Annotated in this window: 24 protein-coding genes; 11 read left to right on the top strand and 13 right to left on the bottom strand. The window is 57.2% G+C overall.

The genetic code is table 11. The features are described from left to right. Together HHJ16_RS09985 and HHJ16_RS09980 are read left to right on the top strand one after the other, a co-directional pair. The coding region (locus HHJ16_RS09985; RefSeq protein ID WP_293642527.1) for a gamma carbonic anhydrase family protein at positions 1-346 on the top strand (346 nt) is incomplete at its 5' end. A gap of 55 nt (positions 347-401) precedes the next feature. Further along, positions 402-1,370: an Hsp33 family molecular chaperone HslO gene (locus HHJ16_RS09980; protein ID WP_293642526.1), complete on the top strand. Its 969-nt coding sequence runs from the start codon at positions 402-404 to the stop codon at positions 1,368-1,370. A gap of 42 nt (positions 1,371-1,412) precedes the next feature. On the opposite strand, the gene HHJ16_RS09975 is transcribed toward HHJ16_RS09980, so the two are convergent. The 6 genes from HHJ16_RS09975 to HHJ16_RS09950 all read right to left on the bottom strand — a co-directional run bounded on the left by HHJ16_RS09975 (position 1,413) and on the right by HHJ16_RS09950 (position 6,494). Continuing rightward, positions 1,413-1,910, bottom strand: coding sequence for a hypothetical protein (locus tag HHJ16_RS09975; RefSeq protein WP_293642525.1), 498 nt, complete (start codon positions 1,908-1,910; stop codon positions 1,413-1,415). A 72-nt stretch (positions 1,911-1,982) separates the two neighbouring features. Next, positions 1,983-2,258 (bottom strand): septum formation initiator family protein, encoded by a 276-nt coding sequence (locus tag HHJ16_RS09970; protein ID WP_293642524.1) that lies wholly within the window; start codon positions 2,256-2,258, stop codon positions 1,983-1,985. A gap of 36 nt (positions 2,259-2,294) precedes the next feature. Continuing rightward, positions 2,295-3,578: a phosphopyruvate hydratase gene (gene eno / locus HHJ16_RS09965; protein WP_293642523.1), complete on the bottom strand. Its 1,284-nt coding sequence runs from the start codon at positions 3,576-3,578 to the stop codon at positions 2,295-2,297. An 83-nt stretch (positions 3,579-3,661) separates the two neighbouring features. Next, positions 3,662-3,949: a DUF1330 domain-containing protein gene (locus tag HHJ16_RS09960; protein ID WP_293642522.1), complete on the bottom strand. Its 288-nt coding sequence runs from the start codon at positions 3,947-3,949 to the stop codon at positions 3,662-3,664. Further along, entirely contained in the window at positions 3,946-4,800 is an 855-nt protein-coding gene (kdsA, locus tag HHJ16_RS09955) for a 3-deoxy-8-phosphooctulonate synthase (RefSeq protein WP_293642521.1), read from the bottom strand. The genes HHJ16_RS09960 and kdsA overlap by 4 nt, the downstream gene beginning before the upstream one ends. A 2-nt stretch (positions 4,801-4,802) precedes the next feature. Then, entirely contained in the window at positions 4,803-6,494 is a 1,692-nt protein-coding gene (locus HHJ16_RS09950) for a CTP synthase (protein ID WP_293642520.1), read from the bottom strand. Between the two features lie 194 nt (positions 6,495-6,688). On the opposite strand from HHJ16_RS09950, the gene coaBC reads away from it, so the two are divergent. The 3 genes from coaBC to HHJ16_RS09935 all read left to right on the top strand — a co-directional run bounded on the left by coaBC (position 6,689) and on the right by HHJ16_RS09935 (position 9,171). Next, a complete protein-coding gene (coaBC, locus tag HHJ16_RS09945; protein WP_293642518.1) occupies positions 6,689-7,948 on the top strand; it encodes a bifunctional phosphopantothenoylcysteine decarboxylase/phosphopantothenate--cysteine ligase CoaBC in 1,260 nt (419 codons plus the stop codon). A gap of 49 nt (positions 7,949-7,997) precedes the next feature. After that, positions 7,998-8,444, top strand: coding sequence for a dUTP diphosphatase (dut, locus tag HHJ16_RS09940; RefSeq protein WP_293642516.1), 447 nt, complete (start codon positions 7,998-8,000; stop codon positions 8,442-8,444). Positions 8,445-8,658: 214 nt separating this feature from the next. Beyond that, positions 8,659-9,171 carry a glycine zipper 2TM domain-containing protein gene (locus HHJ16_RS09935; RefSeq protein WP_293642514.1) on the top strand — a complete coding sequence of 171 codons (513 nt, stop codon included), beginning with the start codon at positions 8,659-8,661 and terminating at the stop codon, positions 9,169-9,171. A gap of 71 nt (positions 9,172-9,242) precedes the next feature. On the opposite strand, the gene HHJ16_RS09930 is transcribed toward HHJ16_RS09935, so the two are convergent. Beyond that, entirely contained in the window at positions 9,243-9,767 is a 525-nt protein-coding gene (locus tag HHJ16_RS09930; protein WP_293642512.1) for a peptidylprolyl isomerase, read from the bottom strand. Positions 9,768-9,781: 14 nt separating this feature from the next. Here HHJ16_RS09930 and HHJ16_RS09925 point away from each other — a divergent pair, with 14 nt between their 5' ends. The 3 genes from HHJ16_RS09925 (at position 9,782) to HHJ16_RS09915 (ending at position 12,070) form a co-directional block, all read left to right on the top strand. Further along, on the top strand, positions 9,782-11,014 hold the full coding sequence (locus tag HHJ16_RS09925) for a cupin domain-containing protein (protein WP_293642511.1): 1,233 nt from the start codon (positions 9,782-9,784) through the stop codon (positions 11,012-11,014). Positions 11,015-11,076: 62 nt separating this feature from the next. Further along, positions 11,077-11,589: a hypothetical protein gene (locus tag HHJ16_RS09920; protein ID WP_293642510.1), complete on the top strand. Its 513-nt coding sequence runs from the start codon at positions 11,077-11,079 to the stop codon at positions 11,587-11,589. A 223-nt stretch (positions 11,590-11,812) separates the two neighbouring features. Continuing rightward, the gene (locus HHJ16_RS09915; protein ID WP_293642509.1) at positions 11,813-12,070 is read left to right on the top strand and encodes a hypothetical protein; all 258 of its coding nucleotides are present in this window, start codon (positions 11,813-11,815) and stop codon (positions 12,068-12,070) included. Between the two features lie 112 nt (positions 12,071-12,182). On the opposite strand, the gene HHJ16_RS09910 is transcribed toward HHJ16_RS09915, so the two are convergent. The 6 genes from HHJ16_RS09910 to HHJ16_RS09885 all read right to left on the bottom strand — a co-directional run bounded on the left by HHJ16_RS09910 (position 12,183) and on the right by HHJ16_RS09885 (position 17,973). Beyond that, positions 12,183-12,953: an MBL fold metallo-hydrolase gene (locus tag HHJ16_RS09910; RefSeq protein WP_293642508.1), complete on the bottom strand. Its 771-nt coding sequence runs from the start codon at positions 12,951-12,953 to the stop codon at positions 12,183-12,185. A gap of 41 nt (positions 12,954-12,994) precedes the next feature. Beyond that, positions 12,995-14,029 (bottom strand): outer membrane protein assembly factor BamC, encoded by a 1,035-nt coding sequence (bamC, locus tag HHJ16_RS09905; protein ID WP_293642529.1) that lies wholly within the window; start codon positions 14,027-14,029, stop codon positions 12,995-12,997. A 128-nt stretch (positions 14,030-14,157) separates the two neighbouring features. Continuing rightward, positions 14,158-15,042 (bottom strand): 4-hydroxy-tetrahydrodipicolinate synthase, encoded by an 885-nt coding sequence (dapA, locus tag HHJ16_RS09900; protein ID WP_293642507.1) that lies wholly within the window; start codon positions 15,040-15,042, stop codon positions 14,158-14,160. Positions 15,043-15,141: 99 nt separating this feature from the next. Beyond that, on the bottom strand, positions 15,142-15,744 hold the full coding sequence (locus HHJ16_RS09895) for a class I SAM-dependent methyltransferase (RefSeq protein WP_293642506.1): 603 nt from the start codon (positions 15,742-15,744) through the stop codon (positions 15,142-15,144). Further along, positions 15,741-16,553, bottom strand: coding sequence for an SDR family oxidoreductase (locus HHJ16_RS09890; RefSeq protein WP_293642505.1), 813 nt, complete (start codon positions 16,551-16,553; stop codon positions 15,741-15,743). The genes HHJ16_RS09895 and HHJ16_RS09890 overlap by 4 nt, the downstream gene beginning before the upstream one ends. 178 nt (positions 16,554-16,731) lie before the next feature. After that, positions 16,732-17,973 (bottom strand): MFS transporter, encoded by a 1,242-nt coding sequence (locus HHJ16_RS09885; protein WP_293642503.1) that lies wholly within the window; start codon positions 17,971-17,973, stop codon positions 16,732-16,734. Between the two features lie 156 nt (positions 17,974-18,129). Between HHJ16_RS09885 and HHJ16_RS09880 the strand changes: the two genes are divergently transcribed. The 3 genes from HHJ16_RS09880 to parC all read left to right on the top strand — a co-directional run bounded on the left by HHJ16_RS09880 (position 18,130) and on the right by parC (position 23,643). After that, positions 18,130-20,100, top strand: coding sequence for a DNA topoisomerase IV subunit B (locus tag HHJ16_RS09880; protein ID WP_293642501.1), 1,971 nt, complete (start codon positions 18,130-18,132; stop codon positions 20,098-20,100). Further along, the gene (locus HHJ16_RS09875) at positions 20,100-21,002 is read left to right on the top strand and encodes a lytic transglycosylase domain-containing protein (RefSeq protein WP_293642499.1); all 903 of its coding nucleotides are present in this window, start codon (positions 20,100-20,102) and stop codon (positions 21,000-21,002) included. Before HHJ16_RS09880 ends, HHJ16_RS09875 begins: the two co-directional genes overlap by 1 nt. Positions 21,003-21,285: 283 nt before the next feature. After that, the gene (parC, locus tag HHJ16_RS09870) at positions 21,286-23,643 is read left to right on the top strand and encodes a DNA topoisomerase IV subunit A (RefSeq protein ID WP_293642498.1); all 2,358 of its coding nucleotides are present in this window, start codon (positions 21,286-21,288) and stop codon (positions 23,641-23,643) included. Positions 23,644-23,670: the final 27 nt, after the last annotated feature.

Genomic DNA, 23,670 nt, shown 5'->3' with positions numbered 1-23,670 from the left:
CAACAGTGTCTTGCATACCGACCAGGACATGCCGCTAAGCATTGGTGAAAATGTCACCGTCGGCCATCAGGTGATGTTGCATGGCTGCAGTATTGGCGATGGTTCTTTAATTGGCATTCAGGCGGTGGTCCTGAATGGCGCCAAAATTGGCAAGAACTGCTTGGTCGGTGCGGGTTCTCTCGTGACCGAAGGTAAGGAGTTTCCCGATGGTTCCATGATCTTCGGTAGCCCGGCCAAGGCGGTAAAGCAACTCTCCGCAGAACAGATAGAGGGTTTAAAAATGAGCGCCAAGCACTATATAGACAATTCCCGGCGCTATAAAACCGGGCTCAAGAAGCTGGCCTAAGCAACAGATTTCTGCCGGTTACATTCCATTCGCGCACCAAACCTTACCCCTTAACATGTCCGAACTTCATAAATTCCTATTTGACGGCCTGCCGGTGCGTGGAATGCTCGTGCGCCTGACTGATTCCTGGCAAGAAATCCTCAAGCGCCGTCAAGCCGCCGGAGGTTATCCGGTTGAGGTCATGCATTTACTCGGTGAAATGACGGCGGCAGGCGCCTTGATGCAGAGCAATATCAAATTCAATGGTGCTTTAATTTTGCAAATTTTCGGCGACGGCCCGGTCAAGCTTGCGGTGGTGGAAGTGCAGCCTGACTTGAGTCTACGGGCCACGGCGACCGTGACGGGCAACGTCGATGCGGGAAATTCGCTGAGCCAGCTGGTTAATGTCAACAATAAAGGGCGTTGCGCGATTACGCTGGACCCGAAAGATAAGTTCCCCGGGCAACAGCCCTATCAGGGCGTGGTGCCACTTTTTGGCGACCAGCACGAGAAAATTGAAAAGCTGAGCGAGGTGCTGGAGCACTATATGCTGCAAAGCGAGCAGCTCGACACCAAGCTAATCCTCGCTGCGGATGGGAATGTGGCAGCAGGTCTGCTGATTCAGCGCCTACCCGTCACGGGTCTGGGCAATCTGGAAGGTCAGATTGACCGGGATGCCAACGAAGATCAGATCGGTATCAACGAGGACTACAAACGCATCGCGATGCTGGCCAGTACTCTCAAACGCGAAGAGCTGTTAAGCCTGGATGTGGACACCATTTTGCGACGCCTGTTCTGGGAGGAGCCCCTAACGCGGTTTGAGCCCGTGACGCCCAGTTTTGCCTGCAGCTGTTCGCTCGATCGCGTGAGCAACATGTTGCGCAGCCTGGGCACGGCAGAAATTGAAAGTATCCTCGCCGAGCGCGGCAAGGTCGAGGTAGGGTGCGAATTTTGCGGCGCGCAGTACGATTTTGATCCGGTGGATGCGGCGCAGATTTTTACCCATCAGAGCCGCCAGCAACCGCCCACGTCTACGGTGCAATAAGTTGTGCCCTGATCGTCGCTTCGGCCGAAGTGCTGGGCCTGTTCAGCCGCTGCCTGAGCGCCGGGTCAACAAAGCCGTTAACAGCAAATGCTCGCATTGCGGGTCGCCGCATTTGTCGCAAATCCAGGCCCAGGCGCTATTTTTTCCGCCCCCTCGGGTGCTGATTTGGCGTGGATTTTTAGCACGCCGCAGCAGGCCCCCAATCGCATCGATTGCTTGGCTAAGGCGCTCTTCGTGTGAGCCATAAATTACTTGGTAAGGCACGCCAGCGTTTGTCAATGCATTGCGAATTGAATGGTCGTCAGCTTCCCGCATCAACGACGAGGTTTCAGTGAGCGTGCTTTCCCCCGTTTGTTCAACGCCAATCTCTAGCCCCATAAGCAGCGTCAGATCGTAGCGGGCACAGTCTGCTTGAAACGCCGCAATGTTGGCCACCAGCACGACCGCTTCTTGTTCCGAAGCTTTCAGTGCCTCGGACAACGCGACAGCCAGTTGAGATTTTCCAGTGCCGCTTGCGCCCGCCAATGCGATTTTCAGCATAGTTATGTCAGCCGATAAGGTGAAAGTTTTTTCAGGCCAGTAAAGCCGCTTTCACGCTGTGGAGCAAGTTGCTTACTTGGTAATCTGCACGAAGATTTCATTCGGCTTGACCATGCCCAACTCACTCCGGGCTTTTTCTTCGACCATTTCCAGACCTTCCTTAAGGTCCCGGACTTCGGCTTCCAACTGATCATTTATGGCTTGGCCCTGCGCATTCTTTGCGCGTTGTGCATCCAGCCGCTGCTGCATCTCACGAACGCTTGGAATGCTACCCCGGCCAATCCAGAGTTGAGCATGAAATAACAGCAGCAGCGCAATCAGGATCGCAGGAATAAGGCGGTTTCGCACGTGACGGTTGAAAGGGTGCGGCCAGCGGTGGCGAAGTTAGCGCAGGTTATAAAACGCTGCCCGACCCGGGTAGTACGCGATCTCGCCCAAGTCTTCTTCAATGCGCAGTAGCTGGTTGTACTTGGCCATGCGGTCAGACCGGGAGAGGGAGCCGGTCTTGATCTGGCCAGCATTGGTCCCTACCGCGATGTCGGCGATGGTGGAGTCTTCGGTTTCGCCCGAGCGGTGCGAGATCACAGCGGTGTAACCAGCGCGCTTGGCCATTTCAATCGCGGCAAAGGTTTCGGTCAGCGTGCCGATCTGATTGACTTTGATCAGAATCGAATTGGCAATGCCTTTGTCAATCCCTTCCCGGAGGATTTCGGTGTTGGTAACGAACAAATCATCACCCACAATTTGCACCTTTTTGCCCAGGCGGTCGGTCAGAAGTTTCCAGCCGTCCCAGTCACCTTCGGCCATGCCGTCTTCGATGCTGATAATGGGGTACTTATCCACCCAGGTCGCCAGGATGTTGGTCCACTCTTCAGCTGACAAACTCAGGCCTTCGCCGGACAGCACATATTTGCCGTCTTTGTAAAACTCGGAGGCCGCGCAATCCAGGCCCAGCGCAATCTGCTCGCCGGCCACAAAACCCGCCTTGTCAATCGCTTCCAGAATCATTTGAATAGCGGCCTCGTGGCTGGGTACGTTCGGCGCAAAGCCGCCTTCGTCACCCACCGCCACGCTCATACCCTTGTCATGCAGGATTTTTTTCAGCGCATGAAATACTTCGGCACCATAGCGCACCGCTTCGCGAAAGCTCGGTGCGCCCACCGGAATAATCATGAATTCCTGTAAGTCCAGGTTGTTGTTCGCGTGCGCGCCACCGTTGACCACGTTCATCATCGGCACCGGCATTTGCATGGCGCCACTACCGCCAAAGTAGCGGTACAAGGGCAGCCCTGCTTCTTCAGCCGCTGCGCGCGCCACTGCCATGCTGACGGCTAACGTGGCATTTGCGCCCAAGCGGGATTTGTTGTCGGTACCGTCCAGGTCAATCAGGGTACGGTCTAAAAAGGCCTGTTCGCTGGCGTCGAGCCCTAACACGGCTTCAGAGATTTCAGTGTTGATGTGCTCGACGGCCTTGAGAACGCCTTTGCCGAGGTAACGTGATTTATCCCCATCGCGCAACTCGATTGCTTCGCGCGAACCGGTGGAGGCGCCCGAGGGCACCGATGCGCGGCCCATGACGCCGGACTCCAGCAGCACATCACATTCAACTGTAGGGTTGCCACGGCTGTCGAGAATTTCGCGGCCGACGATATCAACAATTGCGCTCATTTATGTTCTTTCAAATCAAAAATTACAAACCTTGAACTTGCTTTTAACTTCGTTTTAAGACTACTCACGAACTGACGCGCGGCTCAAGCCCCCTCAACGGCGATCATCTGCATGATCGCCGCACCCTGTCGAGCGGTTCTGGCCTTGCCATATTCGGGCGAATCCGAAAATGCCTTGGCCGCTTCGAATGTGGAAAACTTCAAAATAACCAGACGCGCTGGCTGCCAGTCGCCTTCCAGTACTTCGATCTTGCCGCCACGCGCGCACACCTCTGCGCCATGCGCCAACATGGCGGCGCCAGACCACTTTTTGTATTCCTCATACTGCACCGGGTCGGTGACGGTCACGCTGGCGATAATGTAGCCGCTCATTGAAAATCGTTTTCCAGAAAGCCATTCTTTTTGGTCACTCGGTCCAATTCCAGCAGCGTTTCAAGCAAAGCTCTCATGTGTTTGAGCGGAACGGCATTGGGGCCGTCGCTCATTGCTTTGGCGGGGTCGGGGTGGGTTTCCATGAAGAGGCCGGCAATACCAACCGCTACGGCGGCACGTGCCAGCACCGGGACCATTTCGCGCTGGCCACCGCTGCTGGTGCCGTTGCCACCGGGCAATTGCACGGAGTGGGTGGCGTCAAATACTACAGGGGCATTGGTCTCGCGCATGATCGCCAAGCCGCGCATGTCGGACACCAGATTGTTGTAGCCAAAACAGGCACCACGCTCGCAGGCCATGAAATTGTCTTCATTGAGGCCTTTTTCGCGGGCCGCCGCCCGGGCTTTATCAATCACATTTTTCATATCGCCGGGCGCGAGAAACTGACCCTTCTTAATATTCACCGGTTTGCCGGATTGCGCAACCGCGTGAATGAAGTCGGTCTGGCGGCACAGAAAAGCAGGGGTTTGCAATACATCCACCACGCTGGCTACCTGCGCAATTTGCGATTCAACGTGAATATCGGTCAGGACTGGCAGCAATAATTCACGTTTGACCTTAGCCAAAATTTCAAGGCCTTTGTCCATACCCGGGCCGCGAAAAGTATTGCCGGAGGACCGATTGGCCTTGTCAAAACTGCTCTTGAAGATAAATGGAATGCCAAGCGCCGAAGTAATTTCCTTCAGCGTTCCGGCGGTGTCCATCTGCAACTGCTCAGATTCAATGACGCAAGGACCAGCGATCAGAAAAAAAGGCTGGTTCAGGCCGATGTCAAATCCACACAGTTTCATGATCAGGCGACCGCTTTCAGAGGTTTTGCGGTGGCTTTGCCCTCCTGGCCTGCCATAGCGCGGTGTTGGAGCGCCGCCGCAATGTAGGCGTTAAATAGCGGATGGCCATCCCAAGGCGTGGATTTGAATTCGGGATGAAATTGGACACCCATAAACCAGGGATGGACGTCTTGCGGCAACTCGACAATCTCCGTCAGGTGTTCACGCTGTGTGCGCGCAGAGATGACCAGGCCAGATTTGCGCAAAGCATCGAGATAGTTGACGTTGGCTTCATAGCGATGGCGGTGACGTTCCGTCACCACATCGCCATAAATTTTGTGGGCGAGCGTTCCTTTTTCAACATCGGAGCTTTGTGCTCCCAACCGCATGGTCCCGCCCAGATCGGATTTGGTGTCGCGTTTCTTGATGGTGCCGTCGGCGTCTTTCCACTCGGTGATGAGCGCAATGACGGGGTAAGGGCTGGCCGGATCGAACTCGGTGCTATTGGCACCTTGGAGGCCGGCGACGTGGCGAGCGAACTCAATCGTCGCAACCTGCATACCCAGGCAGATGCCCAAGTAAGGAATTTTGTTTTCACGCGCAACCCGGGCGGCGCAAATTTTGCCTTCGACGCCGCGTATGCCGAAGCCTCCGGGCACCAAAATGCCGTCAAACTGCAACAGGCGCGACACGTTCTCTGGCGTGATGGTTTCGGAATCTATGTATTCGATGACCACTTTGGTGTGGTTTTTCATGCCGGCATGGCGCAGCGCTTCGTTAAGTGACTTGTAGCTATCGCTCAGGTCCACATACTTTCCGACCATGGCAATGCTGACTTCGGTTTTTGGATGCTCGAATTCATACACCAAGTCGTCCCATCGCTTTAGATTGGCAGGCGGGGTGTTAAGACGCAGCTTGTCGCAAATCAGTCCGTCCAGACCCTGCTCGTGCAGCATGCGCGGGACTTTGTAAATCGTGTCCACATCCCACATGGAAATGACGCCCCATTCGGGGACGTTGGAAAACAAGGAGATTTTGTCGCGCTCTTCCGTGGGAATAGGGCGGTCTGCGCGGCACAGCAACACGTCAGCCTGTATGCCGATCTCGCGCAGTTGCTTGGCGGTGTGTTGCGTCGGCTTGGTTTTGAGTTCGCCTGCGGCAGCAATCCAGGGAACATAGCTCAGGTGCACGAACGCGGTGTTGTTAGGGCCCATGCGAAGGCTCATCTGGCGCACCGCTTCCAGGAAAGGAAGCGACTCAATGTCGCCGACCGTACCGCCGATTTCAACGATGGCCACATCGACGGCTTCCGGTGTTTCATAGCACGCGCCGCGCTTGATGAAATCCTGAATTTCGTTGGTGACATGCGGAATCACCTGCACGGTCTTGCCCAGGTAGTCGCCGCGGCGTTCCTTTTCGAGCACGCTTTTGTAAATCTGGCCGGTCGTGAAGTTGTTGGACCTGCGCATGCGCGTTTCGACGAAACGCTCGTAATGGCCTAAATCCAGATCGGTTTCCGCCCCATCCTCGGTCACAAAGACCTCGCCGTGCTGAAACGGCGACATGGTGCCCGGATCTACATTGATATAGGGATCGAGCTTAATTAAAGTGACTTTGAGGCCTCGCGATTCAAGGATCGCAGCTAAGGAGGCTGAGGCGATTCCCTTGCCGAGGGAGGACACCACACCGCCGGTGACGAAGACAAATTTGGTCATGTCAGTTACGAACCACAAGTTCGCTGAGGTGGTAAACGGAGATTATATGGGTGGACCGGGCAATGCCCGGCAGACAGCGCTACAAAAGCGGTAACATTTTCCAGTCGGCACGACGACGCAAAAAACAGACCGCCGGGGACGGGCGTTACACCAAGTTAAAAGGAGGGGTCTCGCCAACTGCTACATTGCGGAACATGATGAATCAAGCAAATGATACGGGCGGAGAGGAAACGCTGGAGTTGGCCGGTAAACATATTTTGTTGGGTCTCTCGGGCGGTATCGCCTGTTACAAGGCGGCAGAACTCTGTCGCACCCTTGTCAAGGCAGGTGCGACGGTGCAGGTGGTAATGAGCCAAGCGGCCGAGCAGTTCATCACCCCCGTCACTCTGCAGGCGCTCAGTGGCCGGCCGGTCTACACCAGCCAGTGGGACCGCCGCGAGTCCAACAATATGGCGCACATCAACTTGTCGCGCGAAGCTGACGCCATTTTGATTGCGCCCTGCAGTGCCGACTTTATCGCCAAACTGTTGCATGGCCGCGCCGACGATCTGCTTAGCCTGATGTGCCTAGCCCGACCTATCGACAAGGTGCCTTTGCTGGTGGCGCCAGCGATGAACCGCGAGATGTATGCCCACCCAGCCACGCAACGCAACTTTGCTCAGCTTGAGTCGGACGGTGCCCGCGTGCTGGGTGTGGGGAGTGGCTTTCAGGCCTGCGGTGAAACCGGCGATGGTCGCATGTTGGAGCCGGAGCAACTTCTCGAAGACATCATCGCTTTTTTTACCCCTAAGGTGCTGATTGGCCAGCGCGTACTGGTCACGGCCGGCCCTACGTATGAGTCCATCGATCCGATTCGCGGCATCACCAATCTGTCGAGTGGAAAAATGGGTTTTGCCGTCGCCCGTGCAGCGCGCGAAGCAGGCGCCGAGGTGACGCTGGTTGCTGGTCCCGTGAGTTTGCCTACGCCGCGCGGGGTCAGCCGAATCGACGTGAAGTCGGCAAAAAATATGCTTGAGGCCGTTATAGAGCGAGCACAACAAGCTACTATTTTTATAGCAACTGCCGCTGTGGCCGATTGGCGGCCCGCAACGCCGTCGGACCGAAAGATGAAGAAAGACGGGTCTGGCCATGCGCCCCGGTTGGAATTTACCGAAAACCCGGATATTCTGGCGACCGTCTCTCACTCCGCTGCCGCTCAGGCGGGCAAGCTGTTTTGTGTCGGTTTCGCGGCTGAAAGTCATGATTTGCTTGAAAACGCCCAAGCCAAGCGGGTGCGAAAAAAGGTACCCCTGCTGATCGGTAATATTGGACCGGATACCTTTGGTCAGGACCACAACGCGCTGCTTTTGGTGGACGAGCAGGGCAGCACCGAGTTGCCGCGGGCGTCGAAGCTGTCACTCGCGCGGCGCCTGGTTCGGGAAATTACCATCAGAATGTCGGCGCTTGCTCGGTAGCGTGGCAACCAAGAAGTCAAAAGACCGCAACTATTCAAAAAAACAACTGATGAAAATTGACCTCAAGATCATAGACGGCCGCCTCAAAGGTAATCTTCCCAACTACGCCACGCCCGGCAGTGCCGGGCTGGACCTGCGCGCCTGTCTGGATGCACCACTCGTACTCGGCGCCAATGCCTGGCAACTTGTGCCCACGGGGATTGCTATTTACCTGCACAACCCCGGTTATGCCGCGCTCATCCTGCCGCGCTCCGGGCTGGGTCACAAACACGGCATTGTGCTCGGTAATTTGGTAGGCCTGATCGACAGTGATTACCAGGGCCAGTTGATGGTTAGCGCTTGGAATCGGAGCGATGTGTCTTTCACCATCCAACCCATGGAACGCATTGCCCAATTGGTAATCGTGCCGGTCGCGCAGGTCGAGTTCAATGTTGTCGATGAGTTTGCCACCAGCCAGCGCGGCGAGAGCGGCTACGGATCGACCGGTAAAGCCTAGCGAGCAAAAAAACCCATTCAGCGTTTTTCCTAAGGCGTCAGGTTTCTCCTACGGGCATTGATGGCGACTTCCCACGGCGGGATAGCCGAGGACCCCACCTTGCGATGTCCTTTGCGCGCGCTTAATCGATGGTGAGAGCCGGAGGCAATCTGCTCGTTAATTGCAATGAGCTAATGCGCAAGGGTTCCATGAACGGTATAGACAGGAGATTTTCATGCGCCATCTTTCCCGCCTTATTGCGGTTGCTTCTTCGGTGCTTCTAGTGGCCGGTCTGGCCGCCTGCGGCTCGGCACCGATGTATTCACCGGTTCCGATGTCGTCCTATCCCAGCTCGGCTTATCCCACCTCGTCTTACCCGGCCCCGACTCAGCAAAGCAACTACATTGAGTATGGGCGTGTCAGTAATGTGGAGGTCCTTCAAAATCAGGAGCAGGGTAAGGGCTCGGGCGTGGGAGCCGTATTAGGGGGTGTGGCCGGAGCGGTCATCGGGCATCAGATCGGCGGCGGCAGCGGCCGCGATGCTGCCACCGTGCTCGGCGCTGTGGGCGGCGCGGTCGCTGGAAATGCGATTGAGAAAAATCGCGGCACCAACGTTCGCGAGAGCTATCGCGTCTCCGTTCAGCTAGACAATGGCGCCTTCCGTGCCTATGACGTGCAGTCGTACGGCGACCTGCGCATAGGTGATCGGGTAAAAGTTGAAAATGGCCAGGTGTTTCGAATCCAGTAGGCGCTTGACTCTTCATGCAAAGCCGGCCTCGTCCAATAAGGACTGGCCGGCTTTTTCAATGGCAAGCGGTATCAGTGCACCGTTGTGTTGACCGGTGCTTGCGGCTCAAGTTTGAAAAATCCTGTGCCCAACGAACCTTTTCCGATTTCCGGTTCGGTAGCGTCGCGCACGGACTCGACCTTGGCAGTGAGCCTTAAGGCGATTCCCGCAAGGGGATGGTTACCGTCCAGAACCACATGGTCAGGGTAGATTTCTGTCACCGTGTAAATGTGGTTATGCGGAATGGGGGCGCTAACACCCGCTGGAAGAGCAACGCCATCGAAGGTCATACCTTCTTCCAGTTCGGCCGGGAAGATGTTGCGAAGCTCGAGAAAAACAAGATTTTCATCATAGTCGCCGAAAGCGTTTTCGGGTTCCAAGTGCAGGTCAAGCTGGTCTCCCGCCTCGTGATCTTGTAGAGATTCCTCGATTTTTGCCAGCAAGTCATCACCCCCCAGCAGGAATTCAACTGGCTCGTCTAATTCATCCAAGACCTCGCCCAGAGTATCTTTCAGCGTCCATGTCAGGGCTACAACGCATTGCGGGGTGATTTTCATCGCACAATTGTCCCATGGATATAAATCAATCTCTAGCTCTTCTCGCTGGCCTGAGCCCGGCGCAGTTCATGCGTCAATACTGGCAAAAAAAGCCGCTGCTTGTGCGCCAAGCCATTCCCGGCTTTCAGCCCTTGTTGAGCCGCGCAGCGCTGGTTAAGCTGGCGACATTCGAGCATGTTGAATCGCGGTTGATCGTTCAGCAGCCAAAGGGTTGGCGCATGAAACAAGGGCCGATTGCAGCTAGAAGTCTGCCGCCCTTGAGCAAAGATGGCTGGACCCTGTTGGTGCAGGGGGTCGACATGCACGATGCGGGCGCGCACGCTTTGCTGCAACAGTTCCGTTTTGCGCCCGATGCGCGATTGGACGACTTGATGATCTCGTTTGCAACGACGGGGGGGGGCGTGGGGCCCCACTTTGACAGTTACGACGTGTTTTTGTTGCAAGCCAGTGGACGAAGGCGGTGGAGGATAGGCCAGCAAAAAGACCTGACCCTGCAACAAGGGGTGCCTCTGAAAATTTTGCAGAACTTCGAACCTGATCAAGAGTTTCTATTGGAGGCGGGAGATATGCTTTATCTGCCTCCGGGTTATGCGCACGATGGCGTCGCTGAAGCCGCTATCGGGAGCGATGGAAAAGCGGCCGATTGCATGACTTACTCCGTTGGCTTTCGGGTCCCCATTCGTAACGTGTTGGCCGCCGAATTACTGCACCGCTTGGCTGAATTTAGCGAAGACGCGGTGGACACAGCACCCGTCGAAGGGCGTCGTCGAGCTGCGCCGCTGGCTCGGCTGTATCGTGATCCGGGTCAGCCCGCGACCGCGACCCCAGCGGCATTACCCGCAGCTTTAGTGACCTTCGCAGAACAAGCTGTTGTTCAGGCGCTGAAAGACCCTCTGGCCATTAGCTGTGCCTTGGGTGAATGCATGACCGAGCCAAAACCATCCGTATTGTTTGATGAGCCCCTGCAGGCTTGGGCGCCCGATGCTGCGAAAGCGCACCAAACCAGCATTCGTCTGGACGCGCGGACCCGCATGCTGTACGACAGTGACCATGTTTTTATCAACGGAGAAAGCTACCGAGCCAAGGGTGCCGACGCAACTCTGATGCGGCGGTTGGCCGACCAGCGAGGTCTTTCGGCGCACGAGCTGAGTAAAGCCAGCGTGTCCGCCATTGCGCTTCTAGGGGAGTGGCACGATGCAGGTTGGCTGCAGCAAGAGCGGCATGGACTGCCGGGTGCGAATACCTAAAGTAGTCGGTGGTAACTTCGAAAGGAGCGGAAAAGGCGAATAAAAACCAAGGAGAAAATCTTATGGATTCTGAAAAAACGCCTGCAATGCCGGCTGCCTTGTTGGAAGGTCGATTCGCCGGCCGCACCGAGTTTACCGATTTGATCCGTCACGCCTTTGCCGCTGCGTCCCGCCAGGGGTGGCGCGAAATAATTTTATGCGATGCAAACTTTGAAGACTGGCCGTTAGGCGAACGCGTTGTGGATCAAGCGCTAAATGACTGGTCCAAAACCGGCCGAAAACTAACGATGCTTGCTAATAATTACGACGAGATAGCGCGGAGGCACACGCGCTTTGTGACGTGGCGCCGAACCTGGGCGCACATTGTAAAATGCCAGCGGATGGTGTGTGCGCCGGACACTGAATTGCCGAGTGCTCTGTGGAGCCCTGGCTGGGTATTTGAACGACTGGACCCGCAACGGTGCGCGGGAATAGCCGGGTCTGAAGCCGCTAGGCGCGTGGCGTTGAAGGAGCGGCTGGACCAACGATTGATGAAAAGTTCCCCGGCTTTCCCGTCAACCACCTTGGGACTGTAGAGTAAGGTGTGGTTTTTTGGCCCTTGATGGCTGCTGTGCCCCATTTCTGCTGGCAGTTTTCCGGCTTAGGGTTTTCAGCCTTGTACTATCCGGCATATAATTTATAGCTGGGTAGGAAAAGCTCGAGTCCTTTCCCCAGTCAAAAAGTAACTTGTATTTTAGTTTAGGTTGTCTTTTGACAATTTCCGGAAATTGTTTTCTTAATTCATCAAGGATCGTAAAAATGAACAAATCACTTGTTTTGGCCGCTATCGTTGCCGCTATTGCTCTGGCTGCTTGCGGTAAAAAAGAAGAAGCACCAGTTGTCGTGACGCCTGCACCGGTTGTGGTTACTCCCGCACCAGCGCCTGAAGCTGCTGCTGCTGTCGGTTCCGCTAGCGACGCAGCTGGTTCCGCTGCTGCTGCCGGCGCCTCGGCTAACAGCGCCGCTGACGCCGCTGCCCAAGCTGCTAGCGCTGCCAAAGATGCAATGAAGAAGTAATTTCTTTCGCTTGAGAAAAAAGCCGCCTTCGGGCGGCTTTTTTTGTGTTCCTGACCCTTATGTCGATAACCTGATTTGAGAGCGTTACGACGAGGCTACCGCTGGAGCTATCCTATATTTCAAGCCAGCGAGTGCCAGCATTGGCGTCGGCAATCACTACCTCAGTGGAGTCTCCCAGCGCCTCAGACATGGCGCGATGCGCAAGTTCCGGCCGGTTGTTTTTTTCGCTCAGATGAGCGGCAACGAGATGCTTGAGTCCGCTGTGGACCACGGAGCGGGCAATCGCGCTCGCAGCGGTGTTGGATAAATGTCCGTACATCCCCCCGACGCGCCGCTTGAGAAAAGGCGGATAGGCCGACAGGGCCAGCAACTCGCAGTCGTGGTTGCACTCAAGCAGCAAAGCATCGCAGAGCGCCAGATGGTCCAGCAGGTAAGCCGTCGCATGGCCGAGGTCGGTCAGAATCCCAAGCTTCGCAGTCCCGTCCGTGCAGGTGAGCTGCAACGGTTCGCGGGCATCGTGCGGAACCGTAAAGGGCATGATCTGGAGAGCGCCCAGATCAATGCCTTCGCCGTCGCGTGCGGTATTCAGAAGGCCGTCGAAGTCGGGCGAGCCGATCCCCTCATAAGTGCCGCGGCTCATCCAAACCGGCACCCTGTGGCGCTTCGCGAACTGGCGCGTGCATCCAATGTGATCGCTGTGTTCGTGCGTGATAAAGATGGCATCAATGTCGTCAGTGATCAGTCCGGCGCCGGCCAGTCGCAGTGCGAGTCGTTTCTGCCCGAGGCCGCAGTCAACCAGCAGGCGCACCGGCTTTCGGCCCGCAACCTCTACAAGCGTAGCGTTGCCCGTACTGCCACTGCCGAGGCTTTTAAACCTTAACACCAGGGCAAGGCGCGGTTATGTCGCTGCAAACTTTCCCGCCTTTACTTCAGGTCGTCCGCAATCACCTGAACAATGCGCTGCGCATTGGCTGACGATTCAGCAGCGCCTTGGGCATTGAGGACGGACACCGTTGTGCTTTCACCCTGACTCTTGACCGTGATGCGGTACTTCAGCGGCGGTGGCGCGGTTGACGAACCGCTGAACAGCTTACTGAAGAATCCTGGCTCACTTTTGTTGGCTACGGGCTCGACGTAACGCACGAAGTAGGTGCCTTGGCTGCGGTCACGGTCCTCGACGGTAAAGCCCGTACGGTCCAACGCTAGGCCAACCCGGCGCCATGCGCGTTCGAACCCTTCGTCGATCTGGACCACGGGCAGGTTGTTCACCACGGCGACGCGAGAGGTTTGTTTGGTTGCGCCCGCTGCGATCAGTGCTTTCGACTGTTCCTGCGTCACGCCCAGCTTGACCATCAGGCGGCGCAGAAACTCGGCTTCCAACTCCGGGTCGGCGGGGCGGGGTTGCCAGATCGTGCTGTCGCCCGAAGACGCGCCGCTTTTGGCACCTGTCACCACTTCCACCAGCCCACGGTGACTGATGTAGATCTCAGTGCCACCGTCTGGCCTGCGCTCAAGTCGGGTCCGGAACTTGTCACGTTCTCCGGTGGAGTAGAGGCTTTCCAGTACTTTGCCCAAAGTATTTCGGATGAAATCCTGCGGTAATTTGGCACGGTTCTCGGCATAGTCCGTTTCCATGATGCCTAGATTTTCCTGGTCTAGTGACAGCAAAAATCCGTTCTCTAGCCAGAAATCGCGCACCGGCCCCCAAAGCTTGTCCGCAGGCCGGTTAACCACGAGCCAGCGCTGGCTGCCTGAGCGCTCGATCCGTACGTCGCCAACTGTCGCGGCTGCGGTCGGCACCGTCTGGGTAGGCTGGGCCACTTGGTAGCTGCTTGCCGTGACGGCCGTGCCGGGAACAACGTAACGGGTATCGCGGGTGAGCTGCGTCAGGTCGGGCGGGATATCCAGCGAGGGGGCTTTGACGCCGGTTGTTTTGTAATCGACCCGATCGCCCTCCATCGTATTTTTGATGGTGGAGCAGCCAGCGAGCAGGCTGATGGCAAGCAAAGCAGCGACGGCTGCAGCGCTTCGAGCTTTTAAGAAGGTAAAACGATTTGGCAATGTCTTCACTGGGGTTCCCTAAAAAATTAGATCAGGCTGCAGGCGCGCAGGGCGCCTTCAACGGCAGATTCGTTGCAGGTCTCAAGCGACGTCATAGGCAGGCGCAGCGTGCCGCCGCAAAGTCCCATCCGGGCCATGGCCCATTTAACCGGAATAGGGTTGGCTTCGATAAACAGGTTTCTGTGAAGGGGCAACAGTTTGAACTGCAATTCCATGGCGCGCCTGACGTCGCCCGCTACTGCCGCCACACACAGTTCATGCATCAGCTTGGGCGCAACGTTGGCGGTCACGCTGACGTTGCCTTGGCCACCACACAGCATCAGGGCCACAGCAGTGGGGTCATCGCCAGAATACACGGCAAATCCCTTCGGAACTTCTTTGATCAGCCACTGTGCGCGCTCGATGTTGCCGGTCGCTTCCTTGATGCCCACAATTCCGGGTATCTGAGCCAGGCGCAGTACGGTCGCGTGCGCCATATCGGCCACGCTGCGGCCCGGGACGTTGTACAGCACGATCGGCAAATCCCCGACTGCCTCGGCAATGGCCTTGAAGTGACGGTACTGACCTTCTTGGGTGGGCTTGTTGTAATAAGGAACCACCTGCAACTGGCAGTCGGCGCCTACATCCTTGGCGAATTTGGCGAGCTCGATCGCTTCAGCCGTTGAATTGGCGCCGCATCCGGCCATGATGGGGACGCGTTTCTTTGCCTGCTCCACCGAGACGCGAATGATTTCGCAATGTTCTTCAACATTGACGGTGGGCGACTCCCCGGTGGTACCTACCACGCCTATGCAGTCGGTCCCTTCCGCGATGTGCCAATCGACCAGTTTGCGCAGAGTGGGGTAGTCCACCGTGCCATCTTCATGCAAGGGAGTTGCCAATGCAACGATGCTGCCAGTAATGGGTTTCATGTCTTGCTTGTCAGGTTCGCGATTGCGGATGTTAATGTTGGTCGGGCTCAACAATCAAAAGACCGGCCCAAAGAGCCAATCCTGCATTCTACCCAGAGCCTAGGGTAGTCTATAGCGCGGCGGTCGGTCGTCTTCCGGGCCTGGGTGCTCGGGCAAAGCGCAACGCTTGGCAGGTTCGCGGACCGCGGCAATGCGCTGTAGGAATCGTGGCAGTTGCTCCCCAGACGCTAGCTTCAAACCGTTCTGAAAACCGTCTTCAAAAGCCACTACGCGCAAGCCCGCGCAGACCTGGAGCAGCTCGCCGGGACGCAACAGAAAATCGGGTCGGGACGGTTTGCCTACCGTTTCGTTGCCTTGCGTAAAGGTTTCATAAATCAGTACGCCGCCTGGCGCCAGGCTCTCCAGTAAGGTCGACAGGAGCGGGCGCCAAAGGTAGTTGATCACGACCACCGCGTCAAACTGCCGCCCCGCGAACGGCCAGGGACCGTTCTCAATATCGGCCACTATAGCTTCGCAGGCTTGTCCCGGAATTGCGATTGAATCAATCGCTTCCTGCGACCTGTCTACAAGCACAACAGAGTGATTTCTTTCATAAAACCAGCGAGCGTGGCGGCCTTGTCCGCAAGCAACGTCCAGCACCACCCCCCGATTCGGAACAAGATGCGACCAGCGCTGCACCCAAGCGGACGGCGTCTCTTTCAATGTGGTTTCACCTCGTCTTTAAGGGCGGCAAGCGCCATAAGCTCTACCCGGGCTGGCGCAATTAGCTTGAGCCACCGACCCAGCTTGCCCTTGGCTGTCATGACGACCTCGCGTTCGCGCTTCCCCATACCTTGCAAAATCAGCCCGGCACACTCTTCTACGCTCATGGCGTCGTCTTCTTTGAGTCCGCTGGAGCCCGCAGCGACACCGAGCGCGTTGAAGCCGTGGTGCCGGATGTTGGTGGACACCACGCCCGGGTAAGCCGTCGTGACGCTGATGCCCGCACCCTTTAATTCAGCGCGAAGGGCCTCAAAGAAACCGGTCATTGCAAATTTGGTGGCGCTGTAGGCCGTGCGGCCCGGTACCCCGATCAGCCCCGCCAGACTGGAGACCGCCACGATGCTGCCGCGGCTTTGTTTTAGATACGGCAGCGCGGCATGCGTGCACCAAACGCTGCCCCATAAATTGATGCGCATCAACTGCTCGTACCAGGCCAGATCGTCAGCTCTTACGTCCTGAAAAAGAGCCTGCGCAGACATGCCGGCATTGTTGATCAAGGCGTCGATCTGGCCAAACTTGGCAATAGTGAGGGTTATTAGTTGCCTGCATTGGGCCTCAATCGAGACGTCGGTTTTAACCACCAGCGTTTGTGCACCGTGTGCTTCACAGTGCGCTGCGACTGCCGAGAGTCGGACCTCATCGCGCGCGGCCAGCACCAAAGCGACGGCCGCCCGATGCGTTTGCGCCAGTTGCCGTGCCATTTCGGCGCCGATGCCGTCCGAGGCACCCGTGATTACTATTATTTTCATTGCGATTGATCTTTATCTCGAAGAGGCAGGACGCCCAAATAACCGTGAAATGAAGCTTTAAAAACAGGCCCAAACCTGATTCGCAAGTGTGAACAGGAACTCCGGCCGGGTATAAAGGGTGAACACCCCCAGCGACGCGAGGATCGCAATGGCCCAGATGCCGATTCTTTTGGCCAACTCAGGCACCCTGCAGCAGTTTGCCGTGGCCGGCCCTGGAAATCGGTGCTTCGCGCACGGGCAAATTTACCAGTGCTGCAAAGACGCCGAGCCCAATGGAGATATACCAGACAACGTCATAGCTGCCGGTGCGGTCATACAAATAGCCGCCTAGCCAGACGCCCAAGAACGACCCCATCTGGTGGCTGAAGAAAATAAAGCCGCCCAGCATCGAAAGGTGCTGGATGCCAAAGATTTGCGCCACCATGGCGTTGGTGGGAGGAATCGTAGACAGCCAGAGCAGCCCCATCAGACTGGCAAATATATAGACACTGGCGGGGCTTACCGGCGCTGCCAGAAAGACAGCGATGACCGCGGCGCGTGAGAGATAAATGGTTGCAAGAATTTTCTTTTTGGCGATTCTTTGGCCCAGCGCGCCTGCGGCGTAGGTGCCAAATACATTGAACAGGCCAATCAGTGCCAGCGCGTAGCTAGCGACCTGCGGCGAAAGGCCCTTATCTCTAAGATAGCTGGGCAGGTGCACCCCAATAAACACCACTTGAAAGCCGCAGACGAAGTAACCAGCCATCAGCAGCTGAAAGCTCGGGTATTTAAAGGCCTCGTGCAACGCCTGGCCGACGCTTTGTTCTCGTCTGGCCGATGGGGCCCCTTCGAAATGACGCTCCCGCAGGCCGAGCGCAAGCGGCATGATCAGAAGCACGGCGGCAGCGAGGACCAACAATGCCGTCTGCCAGCCCAAGCTGCTGATCAGGAAGCCCTCGGTAGGGACCATTAGAAATTGGCCAAACGAGCCTGCTGCCGCTGCGACACCCATAGCCCAGGAGCGTTTGTCGGCCGGTATATTGCGGCCGATCACGCCGTAAATTACGGCATACGTGGTGCCTGCCTGCGCCGCGCCAATCAACACCCCGGCGGTCATGGTAAACAGCAAGGCCGTGGGTGAAAGAGCCATTCCTACCAATCCCAGTGCGTAGAGCAATGCACCGACCACGACCACGCGCAGGGCACCAAATCGATCAGCCGCCATGCCCGCGAAAATTCCAAAAACTCCCCAGGCCAAGTTCTGAATCGCAATCGCAAAGGCAAAGGTCCCGCGAGTCCATCCCTGCGCCTGAGTGATCGGCTGAAGCCACAGCCCGAAACCGTGCCGTATGCCCATGGAAAGCGTGACAATTGCCGCGCCACAGGCCAGCACTTGAAACATCGAAAGCGCTTTGCTGGGATAGGCGGTATTTGGATGCATGGGCAGACTTTAACGAAAATACTGACGAGTCGCCGCCGCCGCGCAGATTTGAGGTTGCCGGTGCGTCTGCTGTGCTCTCATCGCCAAGGAAGGCTGGTTATTTATACAGGTACTTTGGAGGCTCGGACTACAATCGGGGCAATTATTTCTACCGCCATGGCTGACAAAACCCCTACCGACTATTCTGAAAGCTCGATCCGCGTGCTGAAGGGCCTGGAGCCTGTAAAGCAGCGTCCGGGTATGTATACGCGCACCGATAACCCGCTGCACGTGATTCAGGAAGTGCTCGACAACTCGGCTGACGAAGCACTGGCGGGACACGGCAAGAAGCTCAGGGTCGTCCTGCACACGGATGGCTCGGTCACGGTGGAAGACGATGGCCGCGGTATTCCATTCGGCATGCATCCAGAAGAAAAAGCGCCGGTGCTTGAACTGGTGTTTACCCGGCTGCATGCGGGCGGCAAGTTCGACAAAGGCAAAGGCGGCGCCTACAGTTTTTCGGGCGGCCTGCACGGTGTGGGGGTGAGCGTCACCAATGCGTTGTCCAAGCGGCTCGAAGTCACCTCTTACCGCGAAGGCAAGGTCGCCAAACTCGCATTTTCGGGTGGGGACGTGATTGAACCCCTGACCTTGCGCGCGGCGGGCGAAGGCGATCGCAAGACGGGCACCTCGGTGCGCGCTTGGCCGGATGCCAAATACTTTGAGTCTTCCGCGTTGCCGATGACCGAATTAACGCATTTGCTGCGCAGCAAGGCGGTGCTGATGCCTGGCGTGACTGTCACGCTGACTAATGAAAAAACCAAGGAAACGCAAAGCTGGGTCTTTAAAGGCGGTTTGCGCGACTATCTGATGCAGACGCTAACGGGTGAACCCGTTATTCCACTGTTTGAAAATGAAGGCTTTGCGGATGCCTCGCATGACAGTTTTGCCGAGGGGGAGGGTGCCAGTTGGTGCGTGGCCTTTACCGAGTTCGGCCTGCCAGTGCGCGAGAGCTACGTCAATCTGATTCCGACGAGCGCCGGTGGCACGCATGAGAGCGGTCTGCGCGACGGCCTCTTCAATGCGGTCAAGAGCTTTATTGACCTGCATTCGCTGTTGCCGAAAGGTGTCAAGCTGTTGTCTGAAGACGTCTTTGCCCGCGCGAGCTACGTGCTTTCGGCCAAGGTGCTGGACCCGCAATTCCAGGGCCAGATCAAGGAGCGACTCAATTCCCGTGACGCCGTTCGATTGGTCTCTAACTTCGTACGACCGGCGCTGGAACTGTGGCTGAACGAGCATGTCGAGTACGGCAAAAAACTCGCCGAACTCGCCATCAAGGCTGCGCAAACGCGTCAGAAAGCGGGTCAGAAAGTTGAAAAACGCAAGGGCTCGGGCGTTGCCGTTTTACCAGGCAAGCTGACCGACTGCGAAAGCAAGGATCTGGCGCACAACGAAGTGTTCCTGGTAGAGGGTGATTCTGCTGGTGGCAGCGCCAAAATGGGCCGCAACAAAGAAAGTCAGGCCATTCTTCCGCTGCGCGGCAAGGTGCTGAATACGTGGGAGGTCGAGCGCGACCGCCTGTTTGCCAACAACGAGATTCACGACATTGCGGTTGCGATTGGGGTCGATCCGCACGGGCCTAACGATACGCCCGATTTGAGCGGACTGCGCTACGGCAAGGTTTGCATTCTGAGCGATGCGGACGTCGATGGCTCCCATATCCAAGTGCTGCTGCTGACCCTCTTTTTCCGTCACTTCCCAAAATTGATAGAAGCCGGACATGTTTATGTCGCCCGCCCGCCGCTGTTCCGTGTCGATGCACCGGCCCGTGGCAAAAAGCCGGCATCCAAGGTGTATGCCCTTGATGAAGGCGAGTTGAACGCCATATTGGATAAATTACGCAAAGATGGAGTTCGCGAGAATGCGTGGACCATCAGCCGTTTCAAGGGCTTGGGCGAAATGAGTGCGGAACAATTGTGGGATACCACACTCAATCCAGACACACGCCGCCTGTTGCCGGTGCAACTTGGAAACTTTGATTTCCTGCAAACCGAGAGTCTAATCACCAAGTTGATGGGCAAGGGCGAAGCGGCGGCACGCCGCGAACTGATGGAGCTACACGGCGACGCCGTAGAAATTGATATTTGATGGACCTGAGCCTGAAGGAGTTTTTGTACAACACGCCGCCGCTGCGAGCGGGCGCCCGGCTGCGCTCGCTGGGTTTGTCCTTACTCCTTCTGGTGCTCGCTGCATTGCATGTCACGCCGGCCCGGGCTGATATTTGGGGCTACGTCAATGCCCAGGGCACGGCTCACTTTTCAGCGACGCAACTGGACGAGCGTTACGAACTCTTTTTTCGCGGAGGCGAAAGTTTCGATGCCGGTAACCCCAGCCGTACCCGCATTGTGGGAAGCGCCGATGAAGCGCTGACCAGCAGTTCTTATGCGACTACGGGCGTGGCGGCGGCGCCGCCCAAGCTACTGGCCTACTTTGATGTGTCGCCCAATTACAAGGCCGTCAAGCATTTGCTGCGCGAAGCCTCGCTGACGCACGGGATTGACTACGAATTACTGCAGGCCTTGATCGCCACGGAGTCGGGATTCGATACCCACGCGGTTTCACCGAAAGGTGCGGTGGGCTTGATGCAGTTGATTCCGCCCACTGCGGAGCGTTATGGCGTGAGGGCCGACAAGAATTCGCCCATCCAGAAAAAGCTCACAGACCCCAAGACCAACATTGGGGCCGGTGCAAGCTACCTGAGCGATCTGATCAAGATGTTTCCTGGCCAGCTTGAATTGGCCGTTGCCGCCTACAACGCCGGTGAAGGCGCGGTGCAGCGCGCCGGCAACAAGATACCCAACTACCCGGAAACCAAAAATTACGTCAAAACCGTGATGCAACTCTATAACCATTTGAAGCCGCCGAGCATGATCGCCGCCGCTGGCAGAGTGCGCATGGAAATGATGGGTGGGGCCACTGGCCGCAGCAACATGCTTCCGTCGACAATGGTTTCCACTGCCGTGCCAGAGGTCAAGGCTGTGCGGGATTGAGCGCCCCCTGTTGTCTGGTGGGGCGTTCCAATTTCGCGTGATTGTCAGTACTTTGAGATTGAAGCCGCCTCTCACCTTGACGAAGGCTCAGACTTGGCTGACAGCGTCCACCGACCATTTTGTGTCGCGGCCTGGCAGCCATCGAGTGTGCAGCCTATGGATTGTCGAAGAAAACCAGATCATTAAGCGCGGCGGATCGTAATCGACTCGGCCGACCAACCGCTGTGCCTGACGCAACCGATGCGTTCCGGCAGCGCATAACCTGTCTAACCCAAGCAAATTCATGACGGATCTTTTTTCGCCGGGCCCGGAAGCCCAGAACCCCGACGCTGCTGACCAAGATTCGCTCGCCGCCTACGCGCAGCGCGCCTACCTGGAATACGCGCTCAGCGTGGTCAAGGGCAGGGCGCTGCCTGATGTGTGCGATGGCCAAAAGCCGGTCCAGCGACGCATTTTGTACAGCATGGCCCGGATGGGTCTGGGATTTGGCGGGGCCAACGGAAACAGCGGGGCCAGGCCCGTCAAAAGCGCCCGCGTGGTAGGCGATGTGCTGGGTCGCTTCCATCCCCACGGTGACCAGGCGGCTTACGACGCCATGGTCCGCATGGCGCAAGATTTTTCGCAGCGTTATCCGCTGGTCGATGGACAAGGAAACTTTGGCAGCCGCGACGGCGATGGCGCCGCCGCCATGCGCTACACCGAGGCGCGACTGGCCCGCATCACCAGCCTGCTGATGGAGGAAATCGATGAAGGCACGGTAGATTTTGTGCCCAACTACGACGGATCGACTGAAGAGCCGCGTCAACTCCCGGCCCGCTTGCCTTTCACGCTCCTCAACGGTGCCAGCGGCATTGCCGTCGGGCTCGCCACAGAGATACCCAGCCATAACTTGCGGGAGGTGGCCGACGCCTGCGTTGCCCTGATCAAAACTCCGCTGCTCAGCGATGCGGAGTTGTACGCACTGATCGCTGGTCCCGACTACCCAGGCGGCGCACAGATCATTTCGAGCGCTGCAGAAATCGCGGCGGCGTACAGCACGGGTCGTGGCTCACTCAAAGTGCGCGCACTCTGGAAAATTGAAGACCTGGCGCGGGGCCAATGGCAACTGGTGGTGCAGGAGCTTCCACCTGGCATCAGCTCGCAGAAGGTGCTTGAAGAGATTGAAGAGATCACCAATCCCAAAATCAGGAGCGGCAAGAAAGCGCTCAGCCAGGACCAGGTACAACTCAAACAAACCGTACTCGCGGTTCTCGACGTGGTGCGCGACGAGTCCAGCAAAGATGCGGCCGTGCGTCTGGTGTTTGAACCCAAGACCAGCAAGATCGAACAATCCGAACTCATCAACACCTTGCTGGCCCACACCAGCTTGGAGAGTTCTTCCTCCATCAACCTCACCATGGTGGGGCTGGATGGAAAGCCAACGCAGAAATCTTTGCGGCAGATGCTGCAGGAGTGGATTACGTTCCGGCAGACCACCGTGCAGCGGCGTTCGCAGCATCGCCTCGACAAGGTGCTGGACCGTATTCACATCCTGGAGGGGCGGCATCTGGTGCTGCTCAATATTGACGAAGTGATTGCGATCATTCGCCAATCCGATGAGCCTAAGGCAGCGTTGATAGCGCGATTCAGTCTCAGCGACCGGCAGGCTGAGGACATTCTTGAAATCCGACTTCGCCAGCTGGCGCGGCTCGAAGCCCTCAAAATTGAGCAGGAACTGAAAGCCTTGCGTGAAGAGCAGGGCAAGCTCGAAGAAATTCTGGGCAGCCCGGCGGCGCTTCGCCGACTGCTGATCAAGGAAATCGAAACCGATGCGAAGCAGTTTGCCGACCCGCGACGGACCTTAATTCAGGCCGATAAAAAGGCCGTTCTGGAAGTGAAGGTGCTGGATGAGCCTGTCACGGTCGTGGTGAGCGCCAAAGGCTGGGTGCGCGCACGCGGCGGGCACGGACACGATTCGTCGAGCTTCGCATTTAAAGCCGGCGACGCGCTCTACAGCACTTTTGAATGCCGGACGGTCGATACCTTGCTGGGCTTTGGTAGCAACGGGCGCGTCTACTCCGTGCCCGTTGCCCTGTTGCCGGGCGCGCGCGGGGACGGTCAACCCGTGACGACGCTGATCGAACTGGAGTCGGGCACGCAATTGCTTCACTACTTTGCCGGGCCTGCGTCCGCCATGCTGCTGTTGTCCAGCTCGGGCGGCTACGGCTTTCTGGCCACGGTTGAGGGCATGGTTTCGCGCAACAAGAGCGGCAAGGCTTTTATGACCTTGGGAGAGGGTGAAACCATCTGTCGGCCCTCTCACGCAAAGGGCAGTACGGGTGCCCAGCCGTTACCACCCGCAACCTATGTGGCGTGCGCCTCAACGGCGGGACGCATCCTCACCTTTGAGATCAACGAGATCAAGCAGATGGAAAAGGGCGGGCGCGGACTGGTCTTGATTGACCTGGACTCGAAAGACGCGCTGGCCGGTGCGGCGGCTTACACCCGCAGCGTACGAATCGAAGGCATTGGTCGCGGCAGTAAGGCGCGCGAGGAAACTCTGGAAATCCGCAGCCTGAACAATGCGCGCGCCGCGCGCGCCCGCAAAGGCAAGGCGGCGGATTTGGGATTCAAGCCGACGGGAATCATGCGGGTTGAGTAATGAAAAATGGCGGCTAGTCTTTGAATA

Source organism: Polaromonas sp., from assembly GCF_012927485.1.
GTDB lineage: Bacteria > Pseudomonadota > Gammaproteobacteria > Burkholderiales > Burkholderiaceae_C > Polaromonas.
This window is presented reverse-complemented; position numbering and strand designations above follow the sequence as displayed.